This window comes from Telmatobacter bradus, assembly GCF_048629425.1.
Classification (GTDB): domain Bacteria; phylum Acidobacteriota; class Terriglobia; order Terriglobales; family Acidobacteriaceae; genus Telmatobacter; species Telmatobacter bradus.
In genome coordinates this window covers 4,474,448-4,488,298 of the sequence record NZ_CP184532.1, presented here as the reverse complement: position 1 = coordinate 4,488,298, position 13,851 = coordinate 4,474,448, and the positions used below count along the sequence as shown (strand labels likewise).

The 13,851-nt window shown below is 58.4% G+C and carries 24 protein-coding genes; all 24 read left to right on the top strand.

The window, feature by feature from the left end; genetic code table 11:
- Positions 1–121: 121 nt before the first annotated feature.
- On the top strand, positions 122–409 hold the full coding sequence (rpsS, locus tag ACOBR2_RS18610; RefSeq protein ID WP_420237586.1) for a 30S ribosomal protein S19: 288 nt from the start codon (positions 122–124) through the stop codon (positions 407–409).
- Positions 410–530: 121 nt separating this feature from the next.
- The gene (gene rplV / locus ACOBR2_RS18605; RefSeq protein ID WP_420237585.1) at positions 531–1,040 is read left to right on the top strand and encodes a 50S ribosomal protein L22; all 510 of its coding nucleotides are present in this window, start codon (positions 531–533) and stop codon (positions 1,038–1,040) included.
- Between the two features lie 29 nt (positions 1,041–1,069).
- Positions 1,070–1,738, top strand: a complete 669-nt coding sequence (gene rpsC / locus ACOBR2_RS18600) for a 30S ribosomal protein S3 (RefSeq protein WP_420237584.1) — start codon at positions 1,070–1,072, stop codon at positions 1,736–1,738.
- Between the two features lie 120 nt (positions 1,739–1,858).
- Positions 1,859–2,299: a 50S ribosomal protein L16 gene (gene rplP / locus ACOBR2_RS18595; RefSeq protein WP_420237583.1), complete on the top strand. Its 441-nt coding sequence runs from the start codon at positions 1,859–1,861 to the stop codon at positions 2,297–2,299.
- A 62-nt stretch (positions 2,300–2,361) separates the two neighbouring features.
- Positions 2,362–2,589 (top strand): 50S ribosomal protein L29, encoded by a 228-nt coding sequence (gene rpmC / locus ACOBR2_RS18590; protein ID WP_420237582.1) that lies wholly within the window; start codon positions 2,362–2,364, stop codon positions 2,587–2,589.
- Positions 2,589–2,900: a 30S ribosomal protein S17 gene (rpsQ, locus tag ACOBR2_RS18585; RefSeq protein ID WP_420237581.1), complete on the top strand. Its 312-nt coding sequence runs from the start codon at positions 2,589–2,591 to the stop codon at positions 2,898–2,900. The genes rpmC and rpsQ overlap by 1 nt, the downstream gene beginning before the upstream one ends.
- 24 nt (positions 2,901–2,924) lie before the next feature.
- Positions 2,925–3,296: a 50S ribosomal protein L14 gene (rplN, locus tag ACOBR2_RS18580; protein WP_420237580.1), complete on the top strand. Its 372-nt coding sequence runs from the start codon at positions 2,925–2,927 to the stop codon at positions 3,294–3,296.
- Positions 3,297–3,408: 112 nt separating this feature from the next.
- Entirely contained in the window at positions 3,409–3,735 is a 327-nt protein-coding gene (gene rplX / locus ACOBR2_RS18575; RefSeq protein WP_420237579.1) for a 50S ribosomal protein L24, read from the top strand.
- A gap of 154 nt (positions 3,736–3,889) precedes the next feature.
- Complete coding sequence (gene rplE / locus ACOBR2_RS18570; RefSeq protein WP_420237578.1) at positions 3,890–4,438, top strand: 50S ribosomal protein L5; 549 nt, start codon at positions 3,890–3,892, stop codon at positions 4,436–4,438.
- 170 nt (positions 4,439–4,608) lie between these two features.
- On the top strand, positions 4,609–4,794 hold the full coding sequence (locus ACOBR2_RS18565; protein ID WP_420237577.1) for a type Z 30S ribosomal protein S14: 186 nt from the start codon (positions 4,609–4,611) through the stop codon (positions 4,792–4,794).
- Between the two features lie 178 nt (positions 4,795–4,972).
- Positions 4,973–5,368 (top strand): 30S ribosomal protein S8, encoded by a 396-nt coding sequence (gene rpsH, locus ACOBR2_RS18560; protein WP_420237576.1) that lies wholly within the window; start codon positions 4,973–4,975, stop codon positions 5,366–5,368.
- 189 nt (positions 5,369–5,557) lie between these two features.
- Positions 5,558–6,097, top strand: coding sequence for a 50S ribosomal protein L6 (gene rplF / locus ACOBR2_RS18555; RefSeq protein ID WP_420237575.1), 540 nt, complete (start codon positions 5,558–5,560; stop codon positions 6,095–6,097).
- A gap of 148 nt (positions 6,098–6,245) precedes the next feature.
- A complete protein-coding gene (rplR, locus tag ACOBR2_RS18550) occupies positions 6,246–6,602 on the top strand; it encodes a 50S ribosomal protein L18 (protein ID WP_420237574.1) in 357 nt (118 codons plus the stop codon).
- A gap of 159 nt (positions 6,603–6,761) precedes the next feature.
- Complete coding sequence (gene rpsE, locus ACOBR2_RS18545) at positions 6,762–7,271, top strand: 30S ribosomal protein S5 (protein ID WP_420237573.1); 510 nt, start codon at positions 6,762–6,764, stop codon at positions 7,269–7,271.
- A 2-nt stretch (positions 7,272–7,273) separates the two neighbouring features.
- Positions 7,274–7,459 carry a 50S ribosomal protein L30 gene (gene rpmD / locus ACOBR2_RS18540; RefSeq protein ID WP_420237572.1) on the top strand — a complete coding sequence of 62 codons (186 nt, stop codon included), beginning with the start codon at positions 7,274–7,276 and terminating at the stop codon, positions 7,457–7,459.
- Between the two features lie 188 nt (positions 7,460–7,647).
- The gene (gene rplO / locus ACOBR2_RS18535; protein ID WP_420240039.1) at positions 7,648–8,109 is read left to right on the top strand and encodes a 50S ribosomal protein L15; all 462 of its coding nucleotides are present in this window, start codon (positions 7,648–7,650) and stop codon (positions 8,107–8,109) included.
- Between the two features lie 127 nt (positions 8,110–8,236).
- Positions 8,237–9,622, top strand: a complete 1,386-nt coding sequence (gene secY, locus ACOBR2_RS18530; protein ID WP_420237571.1) for a preprotein translocase subunit SecY — start codon at positions 8,237–8,239, stop codon at positions 9,620–9,622.
- Entirely contained in the window at positions 9,622–10,338 is a 717-nt protein-coding gene (locus ACOBR2_RS18525; protein WP_420237570.1) for an adenylate kinase, read from the top strand. The genes secY and ACOBR2_RS18525 overlap by 1 nt, the downstream gene beginning before the upstream one ends.
- Before the next feature lie 126 nt (positions 10,339–10,464).
- Complete coding sequence (gene map / locus ACOBR2_RS18520) at positions 10,465–11,217, top strand: type I methionyl aminopeptidase (RefSeq protein WP_420237569.1); 753 nt, start codon at positions 10,465–10,467, stop codon at positions 11,215–11,217.
- 54 nt (positions 11,218–11,271) lie between these two features.
- Positions 11,272–11,490: a translation initiation factor IF-1 gene (gene infA / locus ACOBR2_RS18515; protein WP_420237568.1), complete on the top strand. Its 219-nt coding sequence runs from the start codon at positions 11,272–11,274 to the stop codon at positions 11,488–11,490.
- A gap of 174 nt (positions 11,491–11,664) precedes the next feature.
- Positions 11,665–11,778, top strand: a complete 114-nt coding sequence (gene rpmJ / locus ACOBR2_RS18510; RefSeq protein WP_420237567.1) for a 50S ribosomal protein L36 — start codon at positions 11,665–11,667, stop codon at positions 11,776–11,778.
- A gap of 204 nt (positions 11,779–11,982) precedes the next feature.
- Entirely contained in the window at positions 11,983–12,369 is a 387-nt protein-coding gene (rpsM, locus tag ACOBR2_RS18505) for a 30S ribosomal protein S13 (RefSeq protein ID WP_420237566.1), read from the top strand.
- Positions 12,369–12,785 (top strand): 30S ribosomal protein S11, encoded by a 417-nt coding sequence (gene rpsK / locus ACOBR2_RS18500; RefSeq protein WP_420237565.1) that lies wholly within the window; start codon positions 12,369–12,371, stop codon positions 12,783–12,785. Before rpsM ends, rpsK begins: the two co-directional genes overlap by 1 nt.
- A 256-nt stretch (positions 12,786–13,041) precedes the next feature.
- Positions 13,042–13,671: a 30S ribosomal protein S4 gene (rpsD, locus tag ACOBR2_RS18495; RefSeq protein ID WP_420237564.1), complete on the top strand. Its 630-nt coding sequence runs from the start codon at positions 13,042–13,044 to the stop codon at positions 13,669–13,671.
- The last annotated feature ends 180 nt before the right edge of the window (positions 13,672–13,851 follow it).

Genomic DNA, 13,851 nt, shown 5'->3' with positions numbered 1-13,851 from the left:
TCTCCGGGCCGCCTGACCAAGCGTTAGGCGGCCGCAGGAAACAGATTCAGGCAGCAGCCTAAGTTCAGCTTAAGCAAGGATGAGCTAGAAGCTGGCGGCTAGAAGCTAGGAGCTAAGTTCTATGGCACGTTCGACAAAGAAAGGCCCGTTCGTCGATGGGCACCTCTTCGTGAAGATCGAGGCGCTCAACCAGGCTAACGACAAGAAGGTTGTGAAGAGCTGGTCGCGCCGTTCGACGATCTTTCCGGAGTTTGTTGGCCACACCATTGCGGTTCACAACGGTAAGAAGTTTGTGCCGGTGTATGTGACCGAAAACATGGTGGGTCACAAGCTGGGCGAGTTTGCGCCGACGCGTACCTTTAAGGGGCACGTTGGAGGCAAGTCCGAGGCTGGCGCCAAGGCCCGGTAAGAATAGAGGCTTCCGAGTCGGTCACGGGTCCAACACGGGCTGCGTGGGGGCGATGGAAGTCAAGTGAAGCCTGGAGCAGGCGGCAAAGGCCGCGCTGCCCGCAGTTGAGGAAGGCATACCAATGGCAGTCGAGACAAAAGAGTACCGGGCCGAGGCCAAGTTCCAGCGCGTATCGCCGCAGAAGGCGCGCCTGGTGCTGGACCTGATCAAGGGCCGCGGGGTCGGAGAGGCGCTGGAGACGGCAGCCTTTACCAAGAAGCGCATTGCGCCGGTGGTGCACAAGCTGCTGACCTCGGCGATCGACAATGCGAAGTACGTGGCCGGCGAGAAGGGCATCGATCTGGACGTCGATAACCTCATCGTCAAGCAGGCCCTGGCCAACGAGGGTCCGCGCATGAAGCGCATCCGCCCTGCCCCTATGGGCCGCGCCTATCGTTATCAGCGCCGGCTCACGCATCTGATCATCACCGTAGCTGAGCGTCCTGTGAAGGACGATGTGGTGACCAAGGTTAAGGAGTCTTCCAAGGCTGCCGAGACCAAGAAGGCCGCTGCCAAGAAGGCTCCGGCAAAGAAGACTGCTGTGAAGAAGACCGCCGCCAAGAAGGCGACCGCGAAAAAGGCCGAAGAGTAGTAGGCCAGGAAGAGTTTGAGGGATAAAGCATGGGACAGAAAGTCCATCCTTACGGATTCCGGCTGGGGGTCAACAAGCCCTGGCGTTCGCGCTGGTTTTCTGAGCGCGAATACGACAAGTTGCTGGTCGAGGACGTCAAGCTGAAGGCTGAGCTGCGCAGCAAGCTGAAGGCTGCCGGCGTTAGCTCGGTGGAAATCGAGCGCCCCGGCAACAAGCTGCGTTTCCTGATCCGCACCGCGCGTCCGGGCATCATCATCGGCCGCAAGGGCGCTGAGATCGAGAAGCTCAAGGGCGAACTGGCCAAGCGTACCAACCGCGACGTGTTCATCGATATTATTGAAGTGAACAAGCCGGAGTTGGATGCGCAGCTGGTTTCCGAGAGCATCGCTCTCCAGCTGGAGAAGCGTGTCAGCTTCCGCCGCGCCATGCGCAAGAGTGTGGATTCGGCACTGCGCTTCGGTTGCAAGGGCATCAAGGTGCGCGTGTCGGGCCGCCTGAATGGCAATGAAATTGCCCGTTCAGAGTGGTACCTGCAGGGCCGTCTGCCGTTGCACACGCTGCGCGCCGACATCGACTACGGTTTCTCCGAGGCACACACCACCTACGGCGTAATCGGCGTCAAGACCTGGATCTATCGCGGCGACATCTACGAGCAGAAGCGGCGCCAGGCGCCTGCGGTCAGCACGTCGGTGTTCTAAAGGCAGCTTTTAGCCTCTAGCTTCTAGCCTCTAGCTGGGAGCTGGCGAGCCAGCTGCGAGAAAGAAATGAAGCTAGGAGCTAATAGCTAAAAGCTAGTAGCTGCTTTTGAGGGTTTCGTTATGTTGATGCCAAAGAAAGTGAAGTATCGCAAGCAGCAAAAGGGCAAGCGCCGTGGCAAGGCCTGGCGCGGTTCTTCGCTGGCGTTCGGCGAATATGGACTGAAAGTGATGGAGTGTGGCTACATCACCGACCGTCAGATTGAAGCCAGCCGTATTGCGATGACGCGTTTCATCAAGCGCGGTGGCAAGATCTGGTTGCGTCTGTTCCCGGATAAGCCGATTACCAAGAAGCCTGCCGAAGTCCGAATGGGTTCCGGTAAGGGTGCTCCCGACCACTGGGTGGCCGTCGTCCGTCCGGGCAAGATTCTGTTCGAGATGGAAGGCGTGGCACCGGAGATCGCCGAGGAGGCAATGCGCCTGGCCTCGCACAAACTGCCGCTGAAGACGAAGTTCGTCCTGCGGCCTGGCGTCGAGAAGACGGCCGCCGTGGCCGCCAAGTAAGGCGACAGAGGAATGGGGGAACGGCGGCCATCAGGCCGCACGCCCCGGAGAGAGAATCAGAGATGGAACTAGCTAAGATTCGCAGTTTGAGCGACGAAGAACTGAAGGCGGCGGAGAAGACCTCGGCCGAGCAGGTCTTCCGGCTTCGCTTTCAGATCTCGCTCGGGCAGAACGACGGAGTGAAGAAGCTCCGCGAGCTGCGCAAGGAGATCGCGCAGATCAAGACGGTGGCGCGTGAGCGTCAGCTTGGGATCAGCAGCGAAGCGGCGAACAAGAAGGGAGCGCGCTAATGGCGGTGACTGAACAGGCCGCGGGAACGCGGCGCAATGAGAAGGTAGGCGAGGTCGTCTCTACCAAGATGGAAAAGACGATTGTCGTCGCGGTCGAGATGCGCAAGGCGCACCCCAAATACAAGAGGATCGTGCGTTCGACCAAGAAGTTCTACGCGCATGACGAGCAGGGCTCGGCCCGTATGGGCGACGTGGTTCGCATTCGCGAGACGCGTCCGACCAGCAAGCTGAAGCGTTGGGCACTCGAAGAGATCGTGCGCCGCTCCTCACTGGCGCAGATCGAAGAAGCCAAGCCGGCTGAAAGCAAGTAGCGCGGGCGAGAAGGAGACTGAATCATGGCTGTGCAAATGAGAACCATGCTCGCGGTGGCCGATAATTCCGGCGCCCGCAAGCTGCAAGTGATTCTGCCCCTCGGCGGCGGACTGGGCAAAAAGGCTGGTCTGGGCGATGTGGTGACAGCTGCCGTTAAGGAAGCTTCGCCAGATGGCACCGTGAAGAAGGGCAAGGTCGTTAAGGCCGTAATCGTCCGCACCCACAAGGAATATCGTCGCAAGGATGGCACCTATATCCGTTTCGACGAGAATGCGGCTGTGGTCATCAACGACGCTAACGAGCCGGTAGGTACGCGCGTTTTCGGTCCTGTGGCCCGCGAACTGCGTGAGAAGAAGTTCCTCAAGATCGTTTCGCTGGCTCCTGAGGTTGTGTAAGAACAGCCCTCAGCCCCTAGCTTCTAGCTCCTAGCTTTGGAATCAGAGGCGAGTCAAGGGTGAATGGCTAGAGGCTAGTAGCTAGAAGCTAGTAGCTGTTTTTGGAGAAGAGATGCCGAGTTTGAATATTCATCGCAACGATACGGTCAAGGTGCTCACAGGCAAAGACCGCGGCAAGACCGGTCGCGTGCTGCGCACGATCCCTGAAAAGGGAACCGTTCTGGTCGAGCACGTCCGCGTGGTCAAGAAGACCGTGTCGGGCAAGCAGGGTCAGCGCACCAAGGGCGGCATCGCCGAGCAGGAGTCGCCGATCAACGTCTCGAACGTCGCCATCGTGTGCCCCAGCTGCGGACCCGTCCGCGTGGGCTACAAGGTGGAAGGCACGAGCAAGGTCCGCATCTGCAAGAAGTGCGGTCAGGCGCTGCCCACCAAGAAGTAAGAGCAGCTTTTAGCTGCTAGCTCCCAGCCTCCAGCTTTTCATGCTGAGGCGGGGGCATTGGCCAAACCATAATTGAGCTAGAAGCTCACTGAAACCTTCCGTAGCGGTATACGGCCCTCGGGCCACTCCGAAGATCGGAAGAAAGGAAACAGCAATGGCAGCACGTCTGAAAGAAAAGTACCACGCGGAGATCAAGCAGGCCCTGAAGAAGGAACTGGCGATTGAGAATCCGATGGCCGTTCCCCAGCTTGTGAAGGTTGTTATCAATATGGGTCTGGGCGAAGCCACGCAGAACTCCAAGCTGCTCGATCCTCTGGTTGGAGATCTGGCCGCCATCACCGGTCAGAAGCCGGTGACCACCAAGGCCAAGAAGTCCATTGCCGCCTTCAAGGTGCGCGAGGGTATGTCGATCGGCGCCATGGTAACGCTGCGCGATGAAAAGGCCTACGAGTTCCTGGATCGTCTGATCTCCACCGCGCTGCCCCGCGTGCGTGACTTCCGTGGCGTTTCGTCGAAGAGCTTCGACGGTCGCGGCAACTACACGCTCGGCCTGCGCGATCAGCTGATCTTCCCCGAAATCGACATTTCGAAGGTGGAAAAGCTGAAGGGTATGAACATCACGATCGTGACTTCGGCCAAGGACGATGCCGGCGCTCGCGCCCTGCTGAAGGCCTTTGGCGTGCCCTTCCGTCAGGGAGCGTAAGGCAGCTTTCAGCTTCTAGCTTCCAGCCTCCAGCTTTTTTGGGGCCAGACAGGAAGTCGGGGCTGGGCGAAGAGATTTCATTCCGGCTGCGCGCAAGTGCAGCCGGAGAAAGCTAGAAGCTAGTAGCTAAAGGCTAGTAGCTTGCAGCTAGCAGCTGCATTTGAGGGATTATGGCAACCACTGCAAAGATGGTGAAGGACGCGCGGAAGCCGAAGTTTAGCTGCCGCAAGCACAACCGGTGCAAGCTCTGCGGCCGTCCGCGAGGCTACCTGCGCAAGTTCGGCGTATGCCGCTTGTGCTTCCGCTCGCTGGCGCTCAAGGGAGAGATCCCCGGCGTCGTCAAGTCGAGCTGGTAAAGATCTGCTGACAGTGGACAGTGAACGGTGGACAGAAAACAGGCCACTTATGGTCGTAGGTTTGAGCTCCATCCACATTCCTGTAAACTGACTACTGACCACTGTTTACTGAGAACTGTTTGATCCATTCCCGCTGGTTCCTGGATGATCCGGGCGAACGGGGGATGAAGGAGAAGGAATGAGTCTGAGCGATCCTGTAGCGGATTTTCTGGCGCGCATCCGGAATGCAATCCGGGCACGTCATCAGAAGCTGGATGTGCCGGCTTCCAAGTTGAAGGCCGAGATTGCCCGTATCCTCAAGGAAGAGGGTTACATCTCGAACTATAAGACCCAGGAAGAAGACGGCAAGCAGGTTCTGCGCGTGTACTTGAAGTACGCTGGCGCCGAGCCCGCAATCCGCGATCTGGCCCGTGTTTCCCGCCCCGGTTGCCGTGTTTACATCGGCCGTGACGAGATCAAGCGCGTGCAGGGCGGAATGGGTATCTCGATCATGACCACCCCCAAGGGTCTCATGACTGGCCGTCAGGCCCGTCGTGAAGGCGTCGGCGGCGAGCTGCTCTGCGAAGTGTGGTAACCAAACAGCTTCCAGCTTCCAGCCACTAGCTTCCGGCTTCTGATCGCCAAGACATGTTCCTACGTGTCAGTGAAACGAGCTAGAGGCTAGAGGGCTAAAAGCTAGAAGCTTCCGGGCTTTCTGCCCGGCTCCGGCTGCAGTGGAACGGCGCGCAAGCGACGGGACTCGCAAGCCACAAGGATTAAAAGAATGTCTCGTATTGGTAAAAAGGTGATCGCTCTGCCGGCCGGCGTCAAGTACACGGTCGAAGGCAACGTAGCGACCGTCGAAGGCCCTAAGGGTAAGGTAACTGCCCTGATCGCCAAGGGCATCTCGCTCGAGACCAAGGATAACGTCCTGCACGTGGTGCGCGAGAGCGATAAGTTCGCTGCCAACCACGGCCTGACCCGCGCTCTGGTTTTCAACGCCGTCGAAGGCGTGACCAAGGGCTGGGTGAAGGAACTGGACATCGTTGGTATTGGCTACCGTGTGGAAATGAAGGGTAAGGGGACGGTCGTTTTTACGCTCGGCTATTCGCACCCGATCGAGTTCCCGCTGCCCACCGGCATCGAAGTCGCGATTGACCCCAAGCAGACCCATGTGACGATCAGCGGCATCGATCGCCAGAAGGTCGGCCAGGTGGCCGCTGACATGCGTTCGTTGCGCAAGCCCGATCCGTACAAGAATAAGGGCGTGCGTTACACCGGTGAGAAGCTGAAGAAGAAGGCCGGCAAGACGGGCTCGAAGTAAGTAAGAGCAGCTGCTAGCTTCCAGCTCCTGGCTTTTCCTGTGGGTGGCATCTTTTGCCCCGGCAAGGAAGAGTTGGGAGCGAGAAGTTGGAAGCTGTCTCCCAACCGAACGGGGTCGCAAGGCGGCTCCGCTGATAGGAAGAGGAATCATGATTACTCAGACCAAGAGAAATGAGATCCGCCAGCGCATTCACACGCGCATCCGCCGTAAGCTTTCGGGCACGGCTGTGCGTCCCCGTCTGAATATCTATCGCTCGCTGAATCATATTTACGCCCAGCTGGTCGACGATCAGGCAGGTGTGACGCTGGTTTCGGCTTCGTCGATTGAGCTGAAGATGAAGACCGGCGGCAACATTGCATCGGCCAAGGAAATCGGCAAGGTTGTAGCCGAGCGGGCCGTTGCCAAGGGTGTCAAGCTGGTGGTTTTCGACCGTGGCGGTTACCTCTATCACGGGCGCATCAAGGCACTTGCCGATGCAGCTCGCGAGGCGGGACTCGAGTTCTAAGAGGCAGCTACTAGCTTCCAGCTATTAGCTTCTAGCCTGTTCTGTAGCAGACATGCAGTTTGCTCCAGCTTGAAAAAGCCAGGAGTTGGCGGCTAAAAGCTAGAGGCTGGGAAAGTTTCCGAGGGGGCGCTAGGCGGCCCGGAAGGACAGACGAGAGCAATGACGATTTTGAAGAAGAAACTCGATGCCACCCAGTACAACCTGAAGGATCAGGTGGTGGCCATCAATCGCGTGACGAAGGTGGTTAAGGGCGGCAAGAACATGTCGTTTGCCGCGCTGGTGGTGATAGGCGACGCAGCCTCGGGCGTGGTTGGCTATGGTTCCGGCAAGGCCAAGGAAGTTCCTCAGGCCATCCGCAAGGGAATTGAATCGGCCAAGAAGAACCTGTACAAGGTAAACCTGACCGAGACCACGATTCCGCACCAGGTTCTGGGCCGTTTTGGCTCGGGCCAGGTTCTGCTGAAGCCGGCCCCTGAAGGTACCGGTGTCATCGCTGGCGGCGCGGTCCGTGCGGTTATGACCTCGGTTGGCGTGCAGAACGTGCTCACCAAGAGCCTTGGTTCGGCCAACCCGCACAACGTGATCAAGGCGACCTTTGACGCACTGATTCAGCTGCGTGACAAGGCCGAAGTGGCCAACATGCGCGGCAAGTCGGTAGAGGAGCTTTAATCATGGCGGAAACCAAAAAGATTCGTATCCAGTATTACCGTTCGAAGATCGCCACCCCGGTCAAGCACAAGCTGGTGGTCAAGGGTCTGGGCTTTACCCGCCTGAACCAGGTCGTCGAGCGTGAAGATACTCCCGCGATCCGCGGCATGGTGAAGGTGATCCCTCACCTGGTCCGGATTCTCGACTAATCATAGCTGCTAGCTTCCAGCTACTAGCTTCTAGCTTTGTCGTGCAGTTCCAGGCCAGTTTGGCCACGATAAAGCTAGAAGCTGGAGGCTAGAAGCTAACGGCGGGCAGCCTTCGGGTCGCCCACAACGCGAGTCAAAGTAGCGGCCACGGTGCCGCTCTTTGGCGTATGAGCGAGGAAATCATGGCAATTAATCTTTCAAATCTGCGTGCGCCCAAGAACGCCAACACGGCGCGCAAGCGTGTCGGTCGCGGTATGGGTTCCGGCATGGGCAAGACTTCGACCCGCGGCCACAAGGGCCAGGGTTCGCGCACCGGTTCCAGCATGATGCGCGGTTTCGAAGGCGGCCAGATGCCGCTGCATCGCCGTTTGCCCAAGCGCGGTTTCACCAACATCTTCCGCGTGGAATACACGGTCATCAATCTGGATCGCATTGCCGAGCTGGGTGTGACCGAGATTGCCATTGAGGATTACAAGAAGCTTGGACTGGCTTCGTCGCGCAAGGCCCTGATCAAGATTCTGGGCACCGGCGAAATCTCCACCGCTCTCACCATCCAGGCGCACAAGTTCTCGAAGTCGGCTGCCGAAAAGATCGTCAAGGCCGGTGGTAAGGCCATCGTTCTGGGCGGCGAGGCTGTCGAGGCCAAGTAGTATCATTGTGACGGCTCGCATTGCGCATTTCCCCCGGCATCGGTAGCATGCCTTTGCCGGGAAAGTGCCTTCCGGCCGTACATCGAAAGAAATGATCGGCGGCAACGCCTGAAGCGGACTATCGAGCATGCTTGAGAAATTCCTCAATATCTTCCGGATTCCCGATCTGCGCAAGCGCGTTCTGTTCACGCTTTGCATTCTGGCCGTCTATCGTCTGGGCGCCTGGATTCCTACCCCTGGCGTCAACACCCATCAGCTGGAGCTGCTGTTCAATTCCATGAACGGCTCCTCGCTGGGCCTGATGGATCTGTTCAGCGGCGGCACCATGCGCCGTATGACGATCTTCGCCCTGGGCATCATGCCCTACATTACGGCATCCATCATCTTTCAGTTGCTCACGGTCGTCTATGAGCCGCTGGCCCGCATTCAAAAGGAAGGCGAGCTGGGCCGTCGCAAGATTACCCAGTGGACCCGCTACGTTACGGTCGTGCTCGGCGCTGTGCAGTCGATCGGCATTGCCACCCTTCTGACCAAGCAGGGCCTGGTGCTGATCCCTGGTCCGGCCTTTATTCTGCTCACGGTGCTTACGCTGACCACCGGCACGGCCTTCATTATGTGGCTGGGCGAGCAGATTACCGATCGTGGTATTGGCAATGGCATGAGCCTGCTGATCTTTGCCGGCATCATCGCGGGCCTGCCCCGCGGCGCAGCCGACCTGGTGCAGAAGGTGCAGACCGACGCCTGGGGTTCTCTGTCGATTCTGATCGTAGGCTTGCTGATCGTTGGCATGGTGGCCGTGGTGGCCTTCATCGTCTACGTCGAGCGCAGTGAACGCCGCATCCCCATCCAGAGCGCCCGCCGCATTGTCGGCCGCCGCATGATGGGTGGCGCAAGCAGCCATCTGCCGCTGAAGGTGAACTCGGGCGGCGTGATGCCAGTCATCTTCGCGAGCTCCTTGCTGTCGGTGCCGATGTTGCTCCGTTCAGTGGAGTGGGTGCAGAACAACAAGTTCCTGCAGCCCCTGCTGGAGGCTCTGCAGCCCGGCTATCCGTGGTACGAGATCCTACAGGTTCTCGGCATCATCTTCTTTGCTTACTTCTACGTCTCGATCGTGATGAAGCCGGACGACATTGCGGACAACTTCCGCAAGTCGGGTTCGTTCATCCCCGGCATCCGCCCCGGAAAGCGCACCTCGGATTTCATCAACGACATCCTGACGCGTCTTACGCTGGTCGGAGCGCTGTACCTGATCGTTATCTCTCTGGTGCCTACCTTCCTGATCTCGGGCTTCCGCCTGGATAAGCTCTGGCTGGTTGGTCACCTCTTCGAAAGCCTGCCCAACTGGGTGATTCACGGTATGAACGTGAACTTCTACTTTGGCGGCACCTCGCTGCTGATCGTGGTGGGTGTGGCTATGGACACCGTTAACCAGATCGAATCGCAGTTGATCATGCGTCATTATGACGGCTTTTCCCCGCGTTCCGGTCGCATTCGCGGAAGGAAGACCTGGTAATGTCTACCGCTGTATCGAATGTGCAGAATGGCCGGGCGGCGGAGGTCAAATCCGCCCCCGGCCCGATTCTTTTGTTAGGCGCGCCGGGTGTGGGCAAAGGCACCCAGGCCAAGGAGCTGGTACAGATCTGGGGAATTCCGCAGATCTCAACCGGCGACCTGCTGCGCGGCAATGTGGCTCGGGGTACAGAGCTGGGCAAGACCGCCAAGGAACTCATGGGCCGTGGGGAACTGGTTCCCGATTCGCTTGTGAATGAAATGGTGGCCGCCCGTCTGGCTGAGCCGGACACTGCCAATGGATACATTCTTGATGGTTTCCCGCGTACGCTCGGGCAGGCCGACTGGCTCGATGGGCGACTCGCCCAGCAGACCACCAGCCTTCCGGTGGTTGCCGTGGCCATTCAGGTGAGCTATAATCAGCTATTGCGCCGTATTACGGGGCGCAGGAACTGCCCTGTCTGCCAGAGAATCTATAACATCTACATGAATGCGCCTCAAAAAGACGGATTCTGTGATGTGGAAGGTTCGGAGCTTGCGCTCCGGGCGGACGATACCGAGCAGGTCTTCCAGGAGCGCATGCGCGCTTATGAAGCCCTGACCGCGCCGGTCATCGAGCATTATCGTGGCAAGGGTCGGTTCGCTGAAGTGGATGGAGACCGGTCGATCAGCGAGATTGCTGCCGGAATCGTAGCCGCCGTAGAGAAGCTGCGCGCTTAGCGTAGTACTCTCAGGCGGGATTTTGCGTGTAAAACAGCTTGCAGTTCGCAGCTTGCAGTTCTAAGACTGGCCTGGCCAGACAAAAACTGAAAACTGGGAACTGCGAACTGGGAACTGGAAAAAGCATTGGCCGTTGTACTGAAGTCAGCAGCTGAGATCGAGAAAATGCGTAAAGCGGGCCGGGTGGTCCGCCAGATTCTTGACATGTTGCATCAGGTAGTCAAGCCCGGCGTTTCGACCCAGGATCTGGATCGTGCCGCCGAGGATATGTTGAAGGAACTTGGTGCCAAGTCGGCGTTCAAGGGCTATCACGGCTACCCCGCAGTTCTTTGCGCTTCGGTCAATGAAGAGGTGGTGCACGGCATCCCCTCTGCCAAGCGGATCCTTCAGGAAGGCGATATTGTTTCAGTGGACTTCGGCGCGTTCGTCGAGGGCTACTGTGGCGATTCGGCCACGACCATTCCGGTGGGCAAGGTCAGTGCAGAGGCGGAAAAGCTTCTGAAGGTGACCGAGCAGTCGCTCTATGCGGCCATCGACGTGGTCAAGCCCGGTGCAACCCTCGGAGACGTGGGCTGGGCCGTGCAGAAGGTTGTAGAAGAGAATGGCTTCTCCGTCGTGCGCGATTTTGTGGGCCACGGTATTGGGACGGCCATGCACGAAGATCCCCAGGTGCCGAATTACGGTCAGCCGGGACGCGGATTGCGCCTGAAGCAGGGCATGGTTATCGCCATCGAGCCCATGGTCAACGTTGGCGGTTATGACGTGCAGGTGCTCAAGGATGGCTGGACGGCCGTGACCAAGGATAAGAGTTTGAGTGCTCATTTTGAGCACACCGTGGCGGTCACCGCCGACGGAGCGAGGATTCTTACCGAGCTGTAAGGCTTGGTATAACCGGGCCGGAGCAAAAGATCTCCGGCAGAAGCAGGATGCGGCTTGTCGAAGGAAGACGCGATTGAGGTGATGGCAGTAGTCGTTGAGACTCTGCCCAATGCCATGTTCAAGGTCAAGCTTGAGAACAACCACGAGGTGCTGGCCCACGTATCAGGCAGAATGCGCAAGAACTTCATCCGCATTCTTCCCGGCGACAGGGTAGCCGTGGAACTGAGCCCCTACGACCTGAACCGCGGAAGGATCGTCTACCGCTACAAATAAGTTTTTAGCCGCCAGCTTTTAGCTTCCAGCTTGAAGTGAGTAGCGCGGCTGAAATAGGGCCTTCGCGATGCGAAGAGCTCTGCAACAGAGAGGGAGAGCTGGCAGCTAGAAGCTAGCAGCTTCCTCTACTCCATCCGCGTTCTCCTTGTGGAGTTCACGGAGAAGGGCAGTCCAATGAAAGTCCGTGCATCGGTAAAGAAGATTTGCACTAAGTGCAAAGTCATCACGCGCCACGGTGTGGTGCGGGTGATTTGCGAAAACGCAAAGCACAAGCAGCGCCAGGGCTAATCAGACTGGCGATCGCAGAACACTCCCTGCAGAGGGCGGTGACCGGGAATCAGGCGGAAACGGCTGAACCTGGAAGAGCTGCGAACTGCACAGAGGCTAGTTAGCTTGAATCAAGGCTTGCGAGGAACCTCGGAGTGTGAAGCTTAACCTGTGCGAACCGGCGCTAGGCCGGGGGCACATAACACGTACCACGAAGGAATTCCAATGGCACGCATTGCTGGCGTCGATCTGCCCCGCAACAAGCAGGCTCGGATCGCGCTTACCTATATTTACGGTATCGGCGATCCGCGCGCGCTCAAGATCCTTGAGAAGGCTCAGGTTGATGCCTTCAAGAAGATTCAGGATCTGGGCGAAGACGAGGTAAACCGCATCCGTCAGGTGATCGAAGACGAAGGTGGCGTTGAGGGTGACCTGCGCAAGGACATCCAGATGCACATCAAGCGTCTGATCGACATTCAGAGCTACCGTGGCACCCGTCACCGTCGCTCCCTCCCCGTGCACGGACAGCGCACTCACACCAATGCCCGCACTCGCAAGGGCCCGCGTAAGGGCACTGTGGCAGGCAAGAAGAAAGCGACGGCGAAGACCTAATGGCGAAACAACAGCAGGGCGCCGGCAAGGCCGCCAAGAACAAAAAATTCAAGAAGCGCGAGCGGAAGAATGTGCCGTACGGTATTTGCCACATTCAGGCCTCGTTCAACAACACCATCGTGACCATTACCGACCAGATGGGCAACACGCTCAGCTGGAAGAGCTCGGGTTCGCTCGGCTTCCGCGGTTCGCGCAAGGGAACTCCCTTCGCGGCCCAGCAGGCTGCCTCGAACGCCGCTGGTATGGCCCGCGATCACGGTCTGCGCTCGGTCGACGTTCGCGTTGCCGGTCCTGGATCGGGCCGCGAGTCGGCGATCCGCGCACTGGCTGCCGCCGGTATCGAAGTGAAGTCCATCCGCGACGTCACTCCGGTTCCGCACAACGGCTGCCGTCCGCCGAAGCGCCGCCGCGTGTAAGTACGCAGCTTCTAGCTGCCAGCCTCTAGCTCCCAGCTTATTTTGTTGATGGCGTCACGCCTCGCAGAATCGAGTAAGGAGTTAGAAGCTGTCAGCCGAAAGCTAAAAGTAAATTTGGGCCGGGATGAAACCAACCGGCAGCCTCAAGCCTTAGCCACCATGACTAGCCCAAGCATGAAAATGCTGGGAGCTAGTAGCTAGAAGCTGGAAGCTGTCCGACGTGTAAACCGGCCGTCATCCGAAGTCAGGAGATACCATGGCTCGTTATACCGGAGCAGTCTGCCGCCTTTGCCGTCGTGAAGGCACGAAACTTTTCTTGAAGGGCACCAAGTGTGCGAGCGAGCATTGCCCGCTCGAAAAGCGCAACTTCCCCCCTGGACAGCATGGCAAGGACCGCAAGCCCAAGATCGTTGGCTACGGCCTGCAGCTGCATGAAAAGCAGAAGGCCAAGCGTATGTACTTCACGCTGGAAGGCCAGTTCCGCGCCTACTACGAGAAGGCCAGCAGCGCCCCCGGCGTCACCGGCGAATTGCTCATCCAGCAGCTCGAGCGTCGTCTGGACAACGTTGCATTCCGTCTGGGCTTTGCCATCAGCCGTCGTCAGGCCCGCCAGGTGGTTCGTCACGGTCATGTCATCGTCAATGGCAAGAAGGTGAACATCCCCTCCTTCCAGGTGAAGGTAGGCGACGAAATCGCCATCCGTGAGTCCGCCAAGAAGCTGGTCATCGTTGAGCAGGGTGTGCAGTACGCCGCCCAGAACCCGGTTCCGGCATGGCTCGAAGCTAACTTCGCGAACATGAGCGGCCGCGTTCTGCATCTGCCCAAGCGTGAAGACGTGAATCTGCCGATCAACGAACAGCTGATCGTCGAACTGTACAGCAAGTAATAGCTGCTAGCTTCTAGCCTCCAGCTTCTAGCTTTTTCTGCAGATCAAAGCCTCTGTGGCTTACATCTGCAAGAAAAAGCTGGGAGCTAAAAGCTAGAGGCTGGAAGCTGCATTTCAAACCGAAGGAGAACTTGTCCGGCCGCCGCAGAATGCTTCGCGACGTACCTGCCGGACGGGAAA

Bases quoted from the DNA above. Each gene is read 5' to 3' on its own strand.
- rplE (WP_420237578.1), top strand. From the start codon at position 3,890: ATGGCAGCACGTCTGAAAGAAAAGTACCACGCGGAGATCAAGCAGGCC.
- rplR (WP_420237574.1), top strand. From the start codon at position 6,246: ATGATTACTCAGACCAAGAGAAATGAGATCCGCCAGCGCATTCACACG.
- rplN (WP_420237580.1), top strand. From the start codon at position 2,925: ATGGCTGTGCAAATGAGAACCATGCTCGCGGTGGCCGATAATTCCGGC.
- rpsM (WP_420237566.1), top strand. From the start codon at position 11,983: ATGGCACGCATTGCTGGCGTCGATCTGCCCCGCAACAAGCAGGCTCGG.
- ACOBR2_RS18525 (WP_420237570.1), top strand. From the start codon at position 9,622: ATGTCTACCGCTGTATCGAATGTGCAGAATGGCCGGGCGGCGGAGGTC.
- rpsE (WP_420237573.1), top strand. From the start codon at position 6,762: ATGACGATTTTGAAGAAGAAACTCGATGCCACCCAGTACAACCTGAAG.
- rpmC (WP_420237582.1), top strand. From the start codon at position 2,362: ATGGAACTAGCTAAGATTCGCAGTTTGAGCGACGAAGAACTGAAGGCG.
- rplV (WP_420237585.1), top strand. From the start codon at position 531: ATGGCAGTCGAGACAAAAGAGTACCGGGCCGAGGCCAAGTTCCAGCGC.
- rpsH (WP_420237576.1), top strand. From the start codon at position 4,973: ATGAGTCTGAGCGATCCTGTAGCGGATTTTCTGGCGCGCATCCGGAAT.
- rpsQ (WP_420237581.1), top strand. From the start codon at position 2,589: ATGGCGGTGACTGAACAGGCCGCGGGAACGCGGCGCAATGAGAAGGTA.
- secY (WP_420237571.1), top strand. From the start codon at position 8,237: ATGCTTGAGAAATTCCTCAATATCTTCCGGATTCCCGATCTGCGCAAG.
- rpsD (WP_420237564.1), top strand. From the start codon at position 13,042: ATGGCTCGTTATACCGGAGCAGTCTGCCGCCTTTGCCGTCGTGAAGGC.
- rpmJ (WP_420237567.1), top strand. From the start codon at position 11,665: ATGAAAGTCCGTGCATCGGTAAAGAAGATTTGCACTAAGTGCAAAGTC.
- ACOBR2_RS18565 (WP_420237577.1), top strand. From the start codon at position 4,609: ATGGCAACCACTGCAAAGATGGTGAAGGACGCGCGGAAGCCGAAGTTT.
- rplP (WP_420237583.1), top strand. From the start codon at position 1,859: ATGTTGATGCCAAAGAAAGTGAAGTATCGCAAGCAGCAAAAGGGCAAG.
- rpmD (WP_420237572.1), top strand. From the start codon at position 7,274: ATGGCGGAAACCAAAAAGATTCGTATCCAGTATTACCGTTCGAAGATC.
- rpsS (WP_420237586.1), top strand. From the start codon at position 122: ATGGCACGTTCGACAAAGAAAGGCCCGTTCGTCGATGGGCACCTCTTC.
- rplF (WP_420237575.1), top strand. From the start codon at position 5,558: ATGTCTCGTATTGGTAAAAAGGTGATCGCTCTGCCGGCCGGCGTCAAG.
- rplX (WP_420237579.1), top strand. From the start codon at position 3,409: ATGCCGAGTTTGAATATTCATCGCAACGATACGGTCAAGGTGCTCACA.
- rpsC (WP_420237584.1), top strand. From the start codon at position 1,070: ATGGGACAGAAAGTCCATCCTTACGGATTCCGGCTGGGGGTCAACAAG.
- rpsK (WP_420237565.1), top strand. From the start codon at position 12,369: ATGGCGAAACAACAGCAGGGCGCCGGCAAGGCCGCCAAGAACAAAAAA.